Source organism: Streptomyces sp. NPDC050287 (assembly GCF_044459385.1).
In the GTDB taxonomy this organism is placed as follows: domain Bacteria; phylum Actinomycetota; class Actinomycetes; order Streptomycetales; family Streptomycetaceae; genus Streptomyces.
In genome coordinates, this window is record NZ_JBITIY010000003.1 from 598,599 (window position 1) to 613,483 (window position 14,885).

At 70.0% G+C, this 14,885-nt stretch carries 12 protein-coding genes and 1 pseudogene; 2 read left to right on the plus strand and 11 right to left on the minus strand.

Translation table 11 applies throughout. From position 1 onward, the window contains the following. Positions 1 to 36: 36 nt before the first annotated feature. Positions 37 to 1,110, minus strand: coding sequence for an ADP-ribosylglycohydrolase family protein (locus ACIBK3_RS13060; RefSeq protein WP_399364883.1), 1,074 nt, complete (start codon positions 1,108 to 1,110; stop codon positions 37 to 39). Positions 1,111 to 1,324: 214 nt separating this feature from the next. On the opposite strand from ACIBK3_RS13060, the gene ACIBK3_RS13065 reads away from it, so the two are divergent. Beyond that, positions 1,325 to 2,443: a glycerate kinase gene (locus ACIBK3_RS13065; protein ID WP_399364885.1), complete on the plus strand. Its 1,119-nt coding sequence runs from the start codon at positions 1,325 to 1,327 to the stop codon at positions 2,441 to 2,443. A 298-nt stretch (positions 2,444 to 2,741) separates the two neighbouring features. Here the strand turns inward: ACIBK3_RS13065 and pssA are convergent, their stop codons facing one another. The 9 genes from pssA to ACIBK3_RS13110 form a co-directional block, all read right to left on the minus strand. Continuing rightward, on the minus strand, positions 2,742 to 3,560 hold the full coding sequence (gene pssA, locus ACIBK3_RS13070; protein ID WP_399365564.1) for a CDP-diacylglycerol--serine O-phosphatidyltransferase: 819 nt from the start codon (positions 3,558 to 3,560) through the stop codon (positions 2,742 to 2,744). A gap of 22 nt (positions 3,561 to 3,582) precedes the next feature. Then, the gene (locus ACIBK3_RS13075; protein ID WP_399364887.1) at positions 3,583 to 4,239 is read right to left on the minus strand and encodes a phosphatidylserine decarboxylase; all 657 of its coding nucleotides are present in this window, start codon (positions 4,237 to 4,239) and stop codon (positions 3,583 to 3,585) included. Between the two features lie 171 nt (positions 4,240 to 4,410). Next, positions 4,411 to 5,616 (minus strand): acyl-CoA dehydrogenase family protein, encoded by a 1,206-nt coding sequence (locus tag ACIBK3_RS13080; protein WP_399364889.1) that lies wholly within the window; start codon positions 5,614 to 5,616, stop codon positions 4,411 to 4,413. A 2-nt stretch (positions 5,617 to 5,618) separates the two neighbouring features. Continuing rightward, the gene (locus tag ACIBK3_RS13085) at positions 5,619 to 6,131 is read right to left on the minus strand and encodes a MaoC family dehydratase (protein WP_399365566.1); all 513 of its coding nucleotides are present in this window, start codon (positions 6,129 to 6,131) and stop codon (positions 5,619 to 5,621) included. A gap of 16 nt (positions 6,132 to 6,147) precedes the next feature. Then, complete coding sequence (locus ACIBK3_RS13090; RefSeq protein ID WP_399364890.1) at positions 6,148 to 7,113, minus strand: HpcH/HpaI aldolase/citrate lyase family protein; 966 nt, start codon at positions 7,111 to 7,113, stop codon at positions 6,148 to 6,150. Next, positions 7,110 to 9,137: a protein meaA gene (locus ACIBK3_RS13095; RefSeq protein ID WP_399364892.1), complete on the minus strand. Its 2,028-nt coding sequence runs from the start codon at positions 9,135 to 9,137 to the stop codon at positions 7,110 to 7,112. The genes ACIBK3_RS13090 and ACIBK3_RS13095 overlap by 4 nt, the downstream gene beginning before the upstream one ends. Positions 9,138 to 9,155: 18 nt before the next feature. Then, positions 9,156 to 10,499 carry a crotonyl-CoA carboxylase/reductase gene (gene ccrA / locus ACIBK3_RS13100; RefSeq protein WP_399364894.1) on the minus strand — a complete coding sequence of 448 codons (1,344 nt, stop codon included), beginning with the start codon at positions 10,497 to 10,499 and terminating at the stop codon, positions 9,156 to 9,158. Positions 10,500 to 10,937: 438 nt separating this feature from the next. Further along, positions 10,938 to 11,747, minus strand: a complete 810-nt coding sequence (locus tag ACIBK3_RS13105) for a TetR family transcriptional regulator (RefSeq protein ID WP_399365568.1) — start codon at positions 11,745 to 11,747, stop codon at positions 10,938 to 10,940. Between the two features lie 160 nt (positions 11,748 to 11,907). Then, positions 11,908 to 13,713 carry a 3-hydroxyacyl-CoA dehydrogenase family protein gene (locus ACIBK3_RS13110; protein WP_399364896.1) on the minus strand — a complete coding sequence of 602 codons (1,806 nt, stop codon included), beginning with the start codon at positions 13,711 to 13,713 and terminating at the stop codon, positions 11,908 to 11,910. A gap of 393 nt (positions 13,714 to 14,106) precedes the next feature. Between ACIBK3_RS13110 and ACIBK3_RS13115 the strand changes: the two genes are divergently transcribed. After that, positions 14,107 to 14,682 carry an adenylosuccinate lyase gene (locus ACIBK3_RS13115; protein WP_399364897.1) on the plus strand — a complete coding sequence of 192 codons (576 nt, stop codon included), beginning with the start codon at positions 14,107 to 14,109 and terminating at the stop codon, positions 14,680 to 14,682. A 4-nt stretch (positions 14,683 to 14,686) separates the two neighbouring features. Here ACIBK3_RS13115 and ACIBK3_RS13120 read toward each other — a convergent pair. Next, positions 14,687 to 14,848, minus strand: a pseudogene (locus ACIBK3_RS13120) (GNAT family N-acetyltransferase); the annotation flags it as partial. Between the last annotated feature and the right edge of the window lie 37 nt (positions 14,849 to 14,885).

Below are 14,885 nucleotides of genomic sequence, written 5' to 3' on the forward strand. Positions count from 1 at the left end.
ACCAGCACCGACCGGCTTCTCCGGCGGCTCGGCCGGCTACGGCGCCGTCTGTGCCAACCGCAGCGTCCTCTCGGCGAGTTCGCTGATCCGCGCGCCGTCGAAGCCGAACACCGCGCTGCGCACCGTGTCCTCCAACGGGTCCTTCCACTGCTCGGGGATGGCGTCCGCGCCGGTCAGCACGCCGGCCACCGAGCCCGCGGTCGCGCCGTTGGAGTCGGTGTCCAGGCCGCCGCGCACGGTGAGCGTGATGGTGCGGGTGAAGTCGCCGTCGCCGTACAGCAGCCCGGCGGTCAGCACGGCCGCGTTGGGGATGGTGTGGATCCAGCCGAGCCCGGCGGTCTCCTCGGCGACCGTGGTGAGCGTGTCCTCCCAGGGCATCCGGGTGTCGTGGAGCGAGACGACCCGCCGTACGGTACGGGCGAGGCGACTGCCCGCCGGTACGACCGCGAGCGCCTGGTCCACCGCCTGCCGTACCGTCCCGGCCGTGAACGCCGCCGCGATCAGCGCCGCCGCCCACATCGCGCCGTACACTCCGTTGCCGGTGTGGGACAGCACCGCGTCCCGGCGGGCGAGCGCGGCGGCGCGGGCCGGTGCGCCCGGGCAGGTCCAGCCGTAGATGTCGGCGCGGATCAGCGCCCCGATCCACTCCTGGTACGGGTTCTCGTACGTCGCCGTCAGCGGCGGCTTCAGCCCGTTGGCGAGGTTGCGGTACGCGGCCCGCTCCGCCGTGAACGTCTGCAGATACGGCAGCCGCAACAGCCACAGGTCGCCGACCTGCTCGGTGCTGAAGCCGAAGCCGTGGGTCTCCAGGAGGTCGAGGCCGAGGATGGCGTAGTCGACGTCGTCGTCACGGCAGCTGCCGTGGATCCGGCCGCGCACGCACTGGCGCCACTCGGGGCGCAGCTCCAGGCCGGTGTCCTCGCCGACCGGCTCGGGCAGATAGTCGGTGAGCGGCAGGGCGGCGGCCTGCCGGAGATAGCGGTCGATGCGGTCCCGCGTCCACAGGTCGCCCTGCTCGACCGGCTTGCCGAGCATGTTGCCCGCGATCCGGCCGAGCCAGCCCCCGAGGACGCGGTCGGCGAGCTCTGGCTCAGTGCCCACAGGGGTCATAGCTCCGGTCTACCGGATTCAGGGGGCGTCCGCGCGGGGTTCGCGCCAGGCGCACAGGGCGTTCCCGGACTCCGTCCGGGGGCCGGCCGGAGCATGACGGCAGGTGCGTCCTCCGGTTAAGGTCGCAGCGGCGCGACTGGCCCTGACGTGCGTCGGGCCCGGAGAGCAAGGGGATGTCAAGGTGGCGGACGCTGGAGTGAGGGGTGCCCACAGGGTGCTCATCGCCGCGGACAAGTTCAAGGGCTCGCTGACGGCCGTGCAGGTCGCCGAGCGGGTCACGGCGGGACTGCGCACCGTACTGCCCGACCTCGCGGTCGAGGCGCTGCCGGTGGCCGACGGCGGCGACGGAACGGTGGACGCGGCGGTCGCGGCCGGTTTCCAACGGCATGAGGTCAAGGTCGCGGGGCCGCTCGGCCACGAGGTGACGGCCGCGTTCGCGCTGCGCGGCGGCACGGCGGTCGTGGAGATGGCGGAGGCCAGCGGGCTGCAGCGGCTGCCCGCGGGCGTCTTCGCTCCCCTCACGGCCTCCACGTACGGCTCCGGCGAACTGCTGCGGGCCGCGCTGGACGCGGGCGCGCGCACGATCGTGTTCGGGGTCGGCGGCAGCGCCACCACGGACGGCGGCGCCGGAATGCTCTCCGCGCTGGGCGCGCGGTTCGTGGACGCGGGCGGGGAGCCGGTGACACCGGGCGGCGAGGGCCTCGCCGCCCTGGCGTCGGCCGATCTGTCGGCCGTGGACCCACGCCTGGCGTCGGTCGAGTTCATCCTCGCGAGCGACGTCGACAATCCGCTGACCGGCCCGAAGGGCGCGGCGGCCGTCTACGGCCCGCAGAAGGGCGCCTCGCCCGACGACGTGGCGACGCTGGACGCGGCGCTCGCCCACTACGCGAAGGTCCTGGAGCGGGCGATCGGCCCGAAGGCAGCCGAGCACGCCGCCTGCCCGGGCGCCGGCGCGGCCGGCGGCATCGGCTACGGCGCTCTCCTCATCGGCGCCCGCTTCCGCCCCGGTATCGAGGTCATGCTCGACGTCCTCGGCTTCGCGCCCGCGCTGGAGCATGCCACCCTGGTGATCACCGGCGAGGGCTCCCTGGACGAGCAGACCCTGCACGGCAAGGCCCCCGTCGGCGTCGCGGCGGCGGCCCGCGCGGCGGGCAAGGAGGTCATCGCGGTCTGCGGCCGCCTGGCCCTGCGCCCGGCCGCCCTGGGCAGCGCCGGAATCCGCCGCGCCTACCCCCTCACCGACGCCGAGCCCGACGTGGCGAAGTGCATCGCGGACGCCGGTCCGATCCTGGAACGAGTGGCGCAACAGATCGCCCGCGACTTCCTGACCTGAGCTCGCACAGCCCCTGCCGTTCGAGCGGCGGCGCCCCCTGGCCCTGGGGCGTACGCCGATCCGCTCACCCGCCGACTCGACAGGCGGAGACCCACCACACCGCCCCGCCTCGCACCACTCGACCAGCCGGCCCCAGCCCGGAACCGCCCGGCCGAGCCGGTTCCGGTCGGGGGGTGGGCGTCGGGCCGCGGGTCCGGGGCGGAGCCCCCGGCAGTGTCCGGAGCGACGCCGGGAGCCGGCACAGCGAAGGGCCCCGGACCGTATTCGGTCCGGGGCCCAGAAACCATCGCCTCGCTCGTTACGGAACCTGCGCCGCCCGAGCCTCGCGCCGGTGGTCACGGAAGTTGTTCACCCGTCGAGCCGTCGCGAACAGCGGAATCACCGCGCCCATGACCAGCTGCAGCGCACACCCCGTCTGCAGCAGCAGCTGTCCGCCGGGCGCGTCGAACGCCCACGCCGCCAGCAGCCCCATCGACAGCACGATCCACGACAGCATCGCCACCGCGAGGCGTCCCCGCGGCTTCGGGTACTCCACCCGGCTCACCATCAGCCACGCCGTACCGAGAATCGCCAGCAGCGTCGCGACGAACGGCAGTTCGAGAAGCACGATCGAGACCACGGTGAGCGCCCCGAAGGGCGACGGCATGCCCTGGAAGGTGCCGTCCTTCACCGTGACGCACGAGAACCGCGCAAGCCGCAGCACCACCGCCAACAGCACCACGATCGCCCCGACCGCGGCCACCCGCTGGGACGCGTCGTCCGCCACCATTCCGTAGACGAGGACGAAGTACGCCGGGGCCAGACCGAAGCTGACCAGGTCCGAGAGGTTGTCCAGCTCCGCACCCATGGGGGAGGAGCGCAGCTTCCTCGCCACCAGGCCGTCGAACAGGTCGAAGACGGCCGCGCACAGCATCAGGATGACCGCCGTGGCCGCGCTGTTGCGGGCCATGCCGGATTCCTGGCTGTCGGTGAGATGCGGGATCAGGATGCCGGTGGTGGTGAAGTACACCGCCATGAAGCCGCACGTGGCGTTGCCGAGTGTGAGGGTGTCCGCTATCGAGAGGCGGAGAGAGAGGGGCATCTCCTCCTCGTCGTCCACCTCGTCGGCCGCGGGCACCCAGCCCGCCTGGGTCTCCGGATCAATCACGGTCAATGCGAGTCACCCCAGCCACGGTCTTCTGACCGACCTCGACCGCCACCTCGACGCCCTCCGGCAGATAGATGTCGACACGCGAGCCGAAGCGGATCAGACCGATCCGGTCACCCTGCTCGACCTTCGTCCCCTGCGGGACGTAGGGGACGATGCGGCGGGCGACCGCGCCGGCGATCTGGATCATCTCGATGTCACCGAGTTCGGTGTCGAAATGCCAGACTACGCGCTCGTTGTTCTCGCTCTCCTTGTTGAACGCCGGCACGAACCCACCGGGGATGTGCTCCACGGACGCCACCGTGCCGGACAGCGGCGCGCGGTTGACGTGGACGTTGAGCGGGCTCATGAAGATCGCGACGCGGGTGCGCCCGTCCTTCCACGGCATGATGCTCTGCACCACACCGTCGGCCGGCGAGATGACCCGGCCCCGGGTGATCTCGCGCTCGGGGTCGCGGAAGAACCACAGCATGCCCGCCGCGAGCGCGGTGGCGGGCACGGCGACGGCCTTGGCGGCGCCGGACCTGCGCGCGCGTACCAGGCTGAGGGCTGCGGTGGCGACGGTCGGGAGGAGCCACGGCGATGCTCCGCGCGCCAGGCGTACGCCTGCCAGGCTGTCGCGAGGTGCAGAGGTTTGGCTGTGGGGCATGGATGACCTTCGTAGCGGATGATGCCGCGCTGCGTGAGGGGGACGGCGGCTTTCCCGGGATCGTACCGGTCGCGGGCCGCAACTGGGCAAGCCAGGAAGCCGAGTCGGCGGCTGATGAGTCCTGACGGGGTGTGATCTTCTTCTCGAACAAAACACCCCGAATCCGGACATCTAGCCTTGGAGTCGATACTCTTCGAGCAGCCTGCGACCGATGATCATTTTCTGGATCTCGGCGGTACCTTCACCGATCAGCAGCATCGGAGCCTCACGGTAGAGGCGCTCGATCTCGTACTCCTTGGAGAAGCCGTAGCCGCCGTGGATCCGGAAGGCGTCCTCCACGACCTCCTTGCAGTACTCGGAGGCGAGGTACTTCGCCATCCCTGCCTCAAGGTCGTTTCGCTCGCCGGAGTCCTTTTTGCGTGCCGCGTTCACCATCATCGCATGCGCGGCCTCGACCTTGGTGGCCATCTCCGCCAGTTTGAACTGGATGGCCTGGTGCTGGGCGATCTGCTTGCCGAAGGTGTGGCGCTGCTGGGCGTACGAGACACCCAGCTCGAACGCACGCTGGGCGACGCCGCAGCCACGCGCAGCCACGTTGACGCGGCCGACCTCCACGCCGTCCATCATTTGGTAAAAACCTCGGCCGGTGGCCCCGCCGAGCACCCGATCGGCCGGAATGCGCAGGCCATCCATGATCATCTCGGTGGTGTCGACACCCTTGTAGCCCATCTTGTCGATCTTCCCGGGGATGGTGAGTCCGGGACGGACCTCTCCGAAACCGGGCTCCTTCTCGACCAGGAAGGTGGTCATCGACTTGTGGGGCGCGGTGCCCTCGGGGTGTCCTTCGTCACTTCGGACGAGTACGGCGACCAGGGACGACGTACCGCCGTTCGTCAGCCACATCTTCTGGCCGTTCAGGACGTACTCGTCGCCGTCCCTGACCGCCTTCGACGTGATCGCCGAGACGTCCGAGCCCAGGCCCGGTTCCGACATCGAGAAGGCGCCGCGGATGTCGCCGGCCGCCATCTTCGGCAGGAAGTGGTCCTTCTGCTCCTGGGTGCCGTGCTGCTTGAGCATGTACGCCACGATGAAGTGCGTGTTGATGATGCCGGACACCGACATCCAGCCGCGGGCGATCTCCTCGACACAGAGTGCGTACGTCAGGAGCGACTCGCCCAGACCGCCGTACTCCTCGGGGATCATCAGGCCGAACAGGCCGAGCTCCTTGAGGCCGTCGACGATCTGCTGCGGGTACTCGTCGCGGTGCTCGAGGCCGGTCGCGACCGGGATGATCTCCTTGTCCACGAAGTCGCGGACCGTGGAGAGGATCTCCTGCTGGATGTCGGTCAGACCGGCGGTCTGGGCGAGTCGCGCCATGGCTACTTCTCCTGCTCCCTGAGCTCGGGCCGGCCGGGCTGTTCGCCGCCGCGCTCCTTGATGTACGTCTCGGTCGGCACCATCACCTTGCGGCGGAACACGCAGACCAGCGTGCCGTCCTGCTTGTAGCCCTTGGTCTCGACGTAGACGATGCCGCGGTCGTCCTTCGACTTCGACGGCCACTTGTCGAGGACGGTCGTCTGGCCGTAGAGCGTGTCGCCGTGGAAGGTCGGCGCCACGTGCTTGAGCGACTCGATCTCCAGGTTGGCGATCGCCTTGCCGGAGATGTCCGGCACGGACATGCCGAGCAGGAGCGAGTAGATGTAGTTCCCGACGACGACGTTCTTGCCGAAGTCCGTCGACTTCTCCGCATAGTTGCTGTCCATGTGGAGCGGGTGGTGGTTCATGGTGAGGAGACAGAACAGGTGGTCGTCGTACTCCGTGACCGTCTTGCCCGGCCAGTGCTTGTACGTCGCCCCGACCTCGAACTCCTCGTACGTACGTCCGAACTGCATCGCGCTCACGGCTCCTCTAGTTGGCGGGGATCTCGAACTTGCCCGTGCGCTGCATGCCCGCCGCGCGCCCCTTGCCCGCGATGACCAGGGCCATCTTGCGGCTGGCCTCGTCGATCATCTCGTCGCCGAGCATCGCCGAGCCCTTCTTGCCGCCCGCCTCGGAGGTGTAGTAGTCGTACGCGTCCAGGATCAGCTCGGCGTGGTCGTAGTCCTCCTGGGAGGGCGAGAAGATCTCGTTGGACGCCTCGACCTGGCCCGGGTGCAGCACCCACTTGCCGTCGAAGCCGAGAGCCGCGGCGCGCTGGGCGACCTCGCGGTAGCCGTCGATGTTGCGGATCTGCAGGTAGGGGCCGTCGATCGCCTGGAGGTTGTTGGCGCGGGCGGCCATCAGGATCTTCATCAGGATGTAGTGGTAGGCGTCCGCCGGGTAGCCGGGCGGCTGCTCGCCCACGACCAGCGACTTCATGTTGATCGACGCCATGAAGTCGGCCGGGCCGAAGATGATCGTCTCGACGCGCTGCGACGCCTGCGCGATCTCGTTGACGTTGTTGAGGCCCTGCGCGTTCTCGATCTGCGCCTCGATGCCGATCTTGCCGACCTCGAAGCCCATCGTCTTCTCGATCTGCGTCAGCAGCAGGTCGAGCGCGACGATCTGCTGCGCGTCCTGGACCTTCGGCAGCATGATGCAGTCGAGGTTGGGGCCGGCGCCCTCGACGACCGTGACGACATCCCGGTACGTCCACTCGGTCGTCCAGTCGTTGACGCGCACGACCCTGGTCTTGCCCGTCCAGTCACCCTCATTGAGGAACTTGACGATGGTGTGCCGCGCCTCCGGCTTCGCGAGCGGCGCGCACGCGTCCTCCAGGTCCAGGAAGACCTGGTCGGCGGGGAGGCCCTGCGCCTTCTCCAGGAAGCGGGGGTTGCTCCCCGGGACCGCGAGGCAGGAGCGCCGCGGACGCAGACGGTTGACGGGCGTTGTCATGCGGGGACCTCCAGGGGGTCGAGCTTGTTCGCTTTCCGGATCTCGTCGACGATGCGGCCGATGATTCCGGTGATGTCGAAGTCCTTCGGGGTGAAGACCGCGGCGACTCCGGCTGCCCGGAGCTTTTCGGCGTCCCCGTTCGGGATGATGCCACCTGCGATCACCGGTATATCTGTGGCACCGGCCACACTGAGCCGTTCCAGCACGTCCGGCACCAGTTGGGCGTGCGAGCCGGAGAGGATCGACAGGCCGACCGCGTGCACGTCCTCCGCGAGCGCCGCGTCCACGATCTGCTCCGGGGTGAGCCGGATGCCCTGGTAGACCACCTCGAAGCCGGCGTCGCGGGCCCGCACGGCGATCTGCTCCGCGCCGTTGGAGTGGCCGTCCAGGCCGGGCTTGCCGACCAGGAAGCGGAGCTTGCCGACACCGAGGTCGGCAGCGGTGAGGTCCACCTTGCGGCGCACGCCGGCCAGTGCCGAGCCCGCCGCGGCGGCGACGGCCACCGGCGCGGACGACACGCCCGTCGGCGCCCGGAACTCGCCGAACACCTCGCGCAGCGCCCCCGCCCACTCGCCGGTCGTGACGCCCGCGCGGGCGCACTCCAGGGTGGCCTCCATGAGGTTGTCGGTGCCCTTGGCGGCCTCCTTCAGCTTCTCCAGCGCCTTGCAGGGACGCGGGTGGTTGAAGGGCGGCTGGTAGCGGGTGTCGCGCCAGTGCTGCAGCGAGGCGATCACCCGGGCCTCGACGGCTGGATCGACCGTCTGGATGGCTGTGTCGAGATCGGCGGTGAGCGGATTGGGCTCGGTGGTCTCGAAGATGTTGACGCCCACGATCTTCTCTTGACCGGACTCGATACGGGCGCGGCGCTCGGCGTGCGAGGCGACGAGCTGCGACTTGAGATAGCCCGACTCGACGGCGGCCATCGCGCCGCCCATCTCCTGGATGCGCTCGATCTCCTTGAGCGACTCCTCGACCAGTTCGCCGACCTTGGCCTCGACGACCTTCGAGCCCTCGAAGAGGTCGGCGTACTCCAGCAGGTCGCTCTCGTACGCCAGCACCTGCTGCATGCGCAGCGACCACTGCTGGTCCCAGGGGCGGGGCAGGCCGAGGGCCTCGTTCCAGGCGGGCAGTTGCACGGCGCGCGCGCGTGCGTCCTTGGAGAGGGTCACGGCCAGCATCTCCAGCACGATCCGCTGGACGTTGTTCTCCGGCTGGGCCTCGGTCAGGCCGAGGGAGTTGACCTGGACGCCGTAGCGGAAGCGACGGTGCTTGGGGTCCTCGATGCCGTACCGCTCGCGGGTGACCTTGTCCCAGATGCGGCCGAAGGCGCGCATCTTGCACATCTCCTCGACGAAGCGGACGCCCGCGTTCACGAAGAAGGAGATACGGCCGACGACGTCGCCCATGCGCTCCTGCGGCACCTGGCCGCTGTCCCGCACCGCGTCCAGCACCGCGATCGCCGTCGACATCGCGTACGCGATCTCCTGGACCGGCGTGGCGCCCGCCTCCTGCAGGTGGTAGCTGCAGATGTTGATCGGGTTCCACTTCGGCATGTGGGAGACCGTGTACGCGATCATGTCCGTCGTCAGCCGGAGCGAGGGCACCGGCGGGAACACATGGGTGCCCCGGGACAGGTACTCCTTGACGATGTCGTTCTGCGTCGTGCCCTGGAGCTGGGTGATGTCCGCGCCCTGCTCCTCGGCGACGACCTGGTAGAGCGCCAGCAGCCACATGGCGGTGGCGTTGATCGTCATCGAGGTGTTCGTCTGCTCCAGGGGGATGTCCTGGAACAGCCGGCGCATGTCACCGAGGTGCGCGACCGGAACGCCGACCCGGCCCACCTCGCCGCGGGCGAGGACGTGGTCGGAGTCGTAGCCGGTCTGCGTCGGCAGGTCGAACGCGACCGACAGACCGGTCTGGCCCTTGGCGATGTTGCGCCGGTACAACTCGTTGGACGCCTCTGCCGTGGAGTGACCGGCATACGTGCGCATGAGCCACGGCCGGTCCTTCTGACGCTCAGTCATCTGTGGCCTCCGCAGTTTTCAGATGTTCCGGAAGCGGTTGATGGCATCGACGTGCTTCGCGCGCTTCTCCGCGTCGCGCACGCCCAGGCCCTCCTCGGGGGCCAGGCACAGCACGCCGACCTTGCCCTGGTGGAGGTTGCGGTGCACGTCGTAGGCGGCCTGCCCGGTGTCCTCCAGGGAGTACACCCTGGAGAGCGTCGGGTGGATCTTGCCCTTGGCGACGAGCCTGTTGGCCTCCCAGGCCTCGCGGTAGTTGGCGAAGTGGGAGCCGATGATCCGCTTCAGGGACATCCACAGGTAGCGGTTGTCATACTCGTGGTTGTAGCCCGAGGTCGAGGCACAGGTGACGATCGTGCCGCCCTTGCGGGTGACGTACACGGACGCGCCGAAGGTCTCACGGCCGGGGTGCTCGAAGACGATGTCCACGTCCTCGCCGCCGGTGAGCTCGCGGATGCGCTTGCCGAAGCGCTTCCACTCCCTGGGGTCCTGGTTGTGCGCGTCCTTCCAGAACTTGTAGTCCTCGGCGGTGCGGTCGATGATCGCCTCCGCGCCCATGGACCGGCAGATCTCCGCCTTCTGCGGCGAGGACACGACGCAGATGGGGTTGGCGCCGCCGGCCAGCGCGAACTGCGTGGCGTACGAGCCGAGTCCGCCGCTCGCGCCCCAGATCAGGACGTTGTCGCCCTGCTTCATGCCGGCACCGTTGCGGGAGACCAGCTGCCGGTACGCGGTGGAGTTGACCAGGCCGGGTGCGGCGGCCTCCTCCCAGCTCAGGTGGTCGGGCTTGGGCATCAGCTGGTTGGACTTGACGAGTGCGATCTCGGCGAGGCCGCCGAAGTTGGTCTCGAAGCCCCAGATGCGCTGCTCGGGGTCGAGCATCGTGTCGTTGTGGCCGTCCGAAGACTCCAGCTCCACGGACAGGCAGTGCGCGACGACCTCGTCACCGGGCCTCCAGGCGTTGACGCCGGGGCCGGTGCGCAGCACCACGCCCGCGAGGTCGGAGCCGATGATGTGGTACGGCAGGTCGTGGCGCTTGGTGAGCTCCGAGAGCTTGCCGTAGCGCTCCAGGAAGCCGAACGTCGACAGGGGCTCGAAGATCGAGGTCCACACCGAGTTGTAGTTGACCGAGGAGGCCATCACGGCCACCAGGGCCTCGCCCGGGCCGAGCTCCGGCACCGGCACGTCGTCGAGGTGGATCGACTTGCGGGGGTCCTTCTCGCGGGTCTGCATGCCCGCGAACATCTCCGTCTCGTCCTTGTGCACGGTGATCGCACGGTACGAGTCGGGGAGCGGCAGAGCGGCGAAGTCGGCGGACGTGGAGTCCGGCGACTGGATCGCGTCCAGGATGTCCTTAACGGTCACGGTGTTGCCTCCGGCGATGCGCACCCTGAGGGAGGGGTGCTGAGGGTTACGTCGGTTGCTGCTGAGGGTGGGAACGTGCCGTCGGTTCGGCGGATGGTGCTGTTCGGCAGCGCTTTGTGGCGCGGGAGGTTGCCTGTGACGCAGGCGCCCGGGCGCGCAGGCCCTGAGGGACTTGCGGGGACAGCCGGCGTACGAAAGGTCTCTGCACGCCGGCCGCCCGGACCTCTTCAACGTATGACACCGCGTGCCACCTCGCAAGGCACGGAGTGCCAGAATTTGCTCTCAGGTGAAATCTTTACGTAACAAATGAGCGATGATCGATCGAACGGACACGGAAAGGTGCCTGAAAGGTCCGTGAAAGGCCCCGAAAAAAGGGGCTCTGACATGCCGAAACGGCCACCCCGAGGGAGTGGCCGTCGTCACATGGGTGAGGGAGTCTCAGCGGTCCCTGAGTGCCTCTTCGATGGTCCGCATGACCTGGTCGAGCGGGGCGTCCGTGCGGGCGACCGCCACCAGTACCTCGCCGTGCGTGGAGACCGCCGCCGAGGTCGGCCGGTGCGACGCGGTGCGGCCGGCTCCGATGCCCGACCCGATGGTCCTGCGCACGATCGCGAAGGCATGGTCCAGCTGCGCCTCGACGTCGCCCTGGCCGTCGGCCCGCAGCCAGCGCCGCAGGACGTGGTTGTGGGCGGTGACCACGGCGGACGCGGCGACCTCCGCCATCAGCGGGTCGTCGTTGGCGTCGTCGTCGTGCGCGTGCTCGTCGAAGTGGCCGAGCAGATAGCGGGTGAAGAGGCGCTCGTAGCGGGCCACCGAGGCGATCTCCGCCTCGCGCAGGGTGGGCACCTCGCGCGTGAGCTTGTAGCGGGCGACCGAGATCTCCGGGCGGGCCGCGTACATCCGCATGACCTCCTTGATGCCGCGGCACACCGTGTCGAGCGGGTGCTCGTGCGCGGGGGCGGCGTTGAGGACGGCCTCGGCCCGGATCAACGTGTCGTCGTGGTCCGGGAAGATCGCCTCTTCCTTGGAGCGGAAGTGGCGGAAGAAGGTGCGGCGGGCCACCCCGGCCGCGGCGGCGATCTCGTCGACCGTGGTCGCCTCGTACCCTTTGGTCGCGAACAGCTCCATCGCTGCGGCCGCCAGCTCGCGGCGCATCTTGAGTCGCTGGGCGGCGGCGCGAGAGCCTGCGGCACTTTCCGGCGCGTCGGGCGTGGCTGGTGTACGTGCGGACTTGGCGGGCTGGGGCATGACCTGAACGTACTGCATGTGCGCAGCGTGATGCGCATGTCCAGGGCTTCCCCCGCCCGGGGCGGGCGGGGGAGAACCGGGCCCGGAGTGCGGGGGAGAGCTGCCGGCACCGAGCAGCCCGCCCCAGTCCGCCTCCGTCGTGGACCAGTCGCCCGGCCGCTCAGCGGCGGGCATATTCGCGGAAGCCGCGGCCCGTCTTGCGGCCGAGGCAGCCCGCGGCCACCAGGTGCTCCAGGAGCGGGGCCGGGGCCAGGCCCGGGTCGCGGAACTCGCGGTGCAGAACCCTCTCGATGGCCAGGGAGACATCGAGCCCGACGACGTCCAGGAGCTCGAAGGGGCCCATCGGGTAGCCGCCGCCCAGCCTCATCGCCGCGTCGATGTCGTCAAGAGACGCATAGTGTTCCTGCACCATCTTGATCGCGTTGTTGAGGTACGGGAACAGCAGCGCGTTCACGATGAAGCCCGCACGGTCCCCGCAGTCGACCGCATGCTTCTTGATCTTGACGCAGACCTCGCGCACCGTCGCGTGCACGTCGTCGGCCGTCAGCACCGTACGGACGACCTCGACCAGTTTCATCGCCGGTGCCGGGTTGAAGAAGTGCATCCCGATCACGTCCTGGGGACGCGAGGTGGCCCGGGCGCACGCGACGACCGGCAGCGAGGAGGTCGTGGTGGCGAGTATCGCGCCCGGCCTGCAGACCTTGTCCAGCGTCGCGAACAGCTGCTGCTTGATCTCCAGGTCCTCGGCGACCGCCTCGACGGCCAGGTCGACGTCGGCGAACGCCTCGTAGGAGCCCGCCGCGGTGATCCGGTCCAGGGTCTGCGCGGCAGCCTGGGCGGTCAGCCGGCCCTTGTCGACAGAACGTGAAAGAGACTTGCCGATACGGGCCTTCGCGGCCTGGGCCTTCTCCTCGCTGCGGGCGGCGAGGACGACCTCGTACCCGGCCTTGGCGAACACCTCGGCGATCCCTGACGCCATGGTGCCGGAGCCGGCGACACCGACGGTCCGGACCGGCCGGGCGGGGACGTCGAGGCTGCCCGACAGGGGCGTCAGGGCGTCCGGCACGATCGTCGCGCTGCCGGGAGCCTCGTAGGTGTAGAAGCCGCGGCCCGACTTGCGGCCCGTCAGGCCCGCCTCGCTGAGCTGCTTGAGGATCGGGGCGGGGGCGTGCAGCCGGTCGCGGGACTCGGCGTACATGGCCTCCAGGACCGTACGCGCGGTGTCGACGCCGATCAGGTCGAGCAGGGCCAGCGGCCCCATCGGCAGCCCGCAGCCGAGCCGCATCGCGGCGTCGATGTCCTCGCGGGAGGCGTACTTCGCCTCGTACATCGCGGCGGCCTGGTTGAGGTAGCCGAACAGCAGCCCGTCGGCGACGAACCCGGGCCGGTCGCCGACCGCGACGGGTTCCTTGCCGAGCTCCACGGCGAGGTCGGTGACCGCGGCGACGGCCTGCGGCGCGGTCAGCACGGACGAGACGACCTCGACCAGCTTCATCGCCGGCGCCGGGTTGAAGAAGTGCAGGCCGAGCACGCGCTCGGGCCGCGCCGAGTCGGCGGCCAGGCGGGTCACCGAGAGGGCGTTGGTGCCGGTCGCGAGGATCGTCCCGGGGCCCACGATCCCGTCCAGCTCGCGGAAGATCTGGTGCTTGATCTCGTACGACTCCGGAGCCACCTCGATGACCAGGTCGGCGTCGGCCGCGGCCCGCAGATCGGTGGAGGTACGGACCCGAGCGAGGGCGTCGGCGCGCTCCTTCTCGGTCAGCCGGCCCCGCTCCACGGCGCGGGCGGTCGCGGTCTCCAGCGCGGCGACGGCCTTGGCGGCCGCCGCCCCGCTGATGTCGATGCCGACGACCTCGCGGCCGGCCTTGGCCAGGACCTCGGCGATGCCGGTGCCCATGGTGCCGAGGCCGACGACGGCGACGGTCTTGAGAGGGGATGCGGGGATGTCGGACAGGGGAGTGGCCATCGCGGGACTCCAGGAATGAGGGTGACGACTGGGAGCGCGCCCGGTGCGGCGGCGGAAGCGGCCTGGCCGGACCGACGCACGCACCGGGTGCGGAAGGAGTGCGGGTGTTGCCGGGCTGACTGGCGCACACGCCCGGTGCCGTGCTGCCGGGCGTGCACACGCCCGGAACCGGCGGAACCGACCGGCCCTGTCCCGGGGCCGAGTCGTCATTCGGGTACGCGATGTACCGAACCGACTGCTCTCTCGCGGTGGCTGCGTCACCAGGCCACCACCAGCAGATCTACGAGTGGGTGACTCGCTCGTATGAGCTTAACTCGTGAGTAACGAGCGCGCCAGCCCCCAGGTTTGTGATGTAGGTCCCGGCCGCGTGGCGACACGCCTAATCTCGGGTCCATGGACGAAGAGTTGCGATCACTCACGGAACGCTTACGGCAGGAGGCAGGGGCGTCGGCCGTGTTCGACCGTCTCGTGGCGACCGAGGATCTCGACGAACTGGCCGGTGTGCTCACCGAGCCGGGACAGCCGCTGTGGGCCAGGGAACTGGCCGCGTTCCGGCTGGGTTCGGCGGGCGACCGGCGGGCCTTCGAATCCCTCGTGCTGCTCCTCAACCACCGTGACCCGCCGCGCTGCGCCTCCGCCGCCCATGCCCTGGCCCGCCTGGGCGATCCCCGCACCGCCCGCGCGGCCGCCGCCCTCGCCACCAACGAACTGCGCGTGGCCTACGCCCTGCACCCGGTCCGGCTCCTGGTGGAGTTGCGCGCCCCCGAGGCGGTACCGGCGCTGATCACCACCCTGCGGCGCCGGCTGCGCCCGCACGACCCGTACCGGCGGGTGGCGCTCGCCTGCGTGGAGGGTCTCGGCACGCTCGGCGACACCCGGGCCGGACCGGTCCTCAACGAGGCACTCGCCCACCCGACGCTCGCCGAGGCGGCGGTGCACGCGCTGGCGCGGATTCCCCGGCAGCGGTGAGGCCTCACAGTTCCTTCGCGTACCGCACCTCGGGCACCGGCACCCCGTCGACCTCGAAGGGCTCCTCGGCGCCGTCCGCCCGGAAGGCGGCCCGCTCGTAGAAGCGGCGGGCGCGGGTGTGCTGCTTCAGGACCCGGAGCGGCATGCGCCGGTGACCGGCGGCGGCGCGTGTCGGCGAGGGTCATCTCCCGCACCCGTGCGGC

Coding starts and splice junctions, on each gene's coding strand:
- ACIBK3_RS13060 (WP_399364883.1), bottom strand. CDS start 1,110: ATGACCCCTGTGGGCACTGAGCCAGAGCTCGCCGACCGCGTCCTCGGG.
- ACIBK3_RS13075 (WP_399364887.1), bottom strand. CDS start 4,239: ATGCCCCACAGCCAAACCTCTGCACCTCGCGACAGCCTGGCAGGCGTA.
- ACIBK3_RS13080 (WP_399364889.1), bottom strand. CDS start 5,616: ATGGCGCGACTCGCCCAGACCGCCGGTCTGACCGACATCCAGCAGGAG.
- ACIBK3_RS13085 (WP_399365566.1), bottom strand. CDS start 6,131: ATGCAGTTCGGACGTACGTACGAGGAGTTCGAGGTCGGGGCGACGTAC.
- ACIBK3_RS13090 (WP_399364890.1), bottom strand. CDS start 7,113: ATGACAACGCCCGTCAACCGTCTGCGTCCGCGGCGCTCCTGCCTCGCG.
- ACIBK3_RS13095 (WP_399364892.1), bottom strand. CDS start 9,137: ATGACTGAGCGTCAGAAGGACCGGCCGTGGCTCATGCGCACGTATGCC.
- ACIBK3_RS13105 (WP_399365568.1), bottom strand. CDS start 11,747: ATGCCCCAGCCCGCCAAGTCCGCACGTACACCAGCCACGCCCGACGCG.
- ACIBK3_RS13110 (WP_399364896.1), bottom strand. CDS start 13,713: ATGGCCACTCCCCTGTCCGACATCCCCGCATCCCCTCTCAAGACCGTC.
- ACIBK3_RS13115 (WP_399364897.1), top strand. CDS start 14,107: ATGGACGAAGAGTTGCGATCACTCACGGAACGCTTACGGCAGGAGGCA.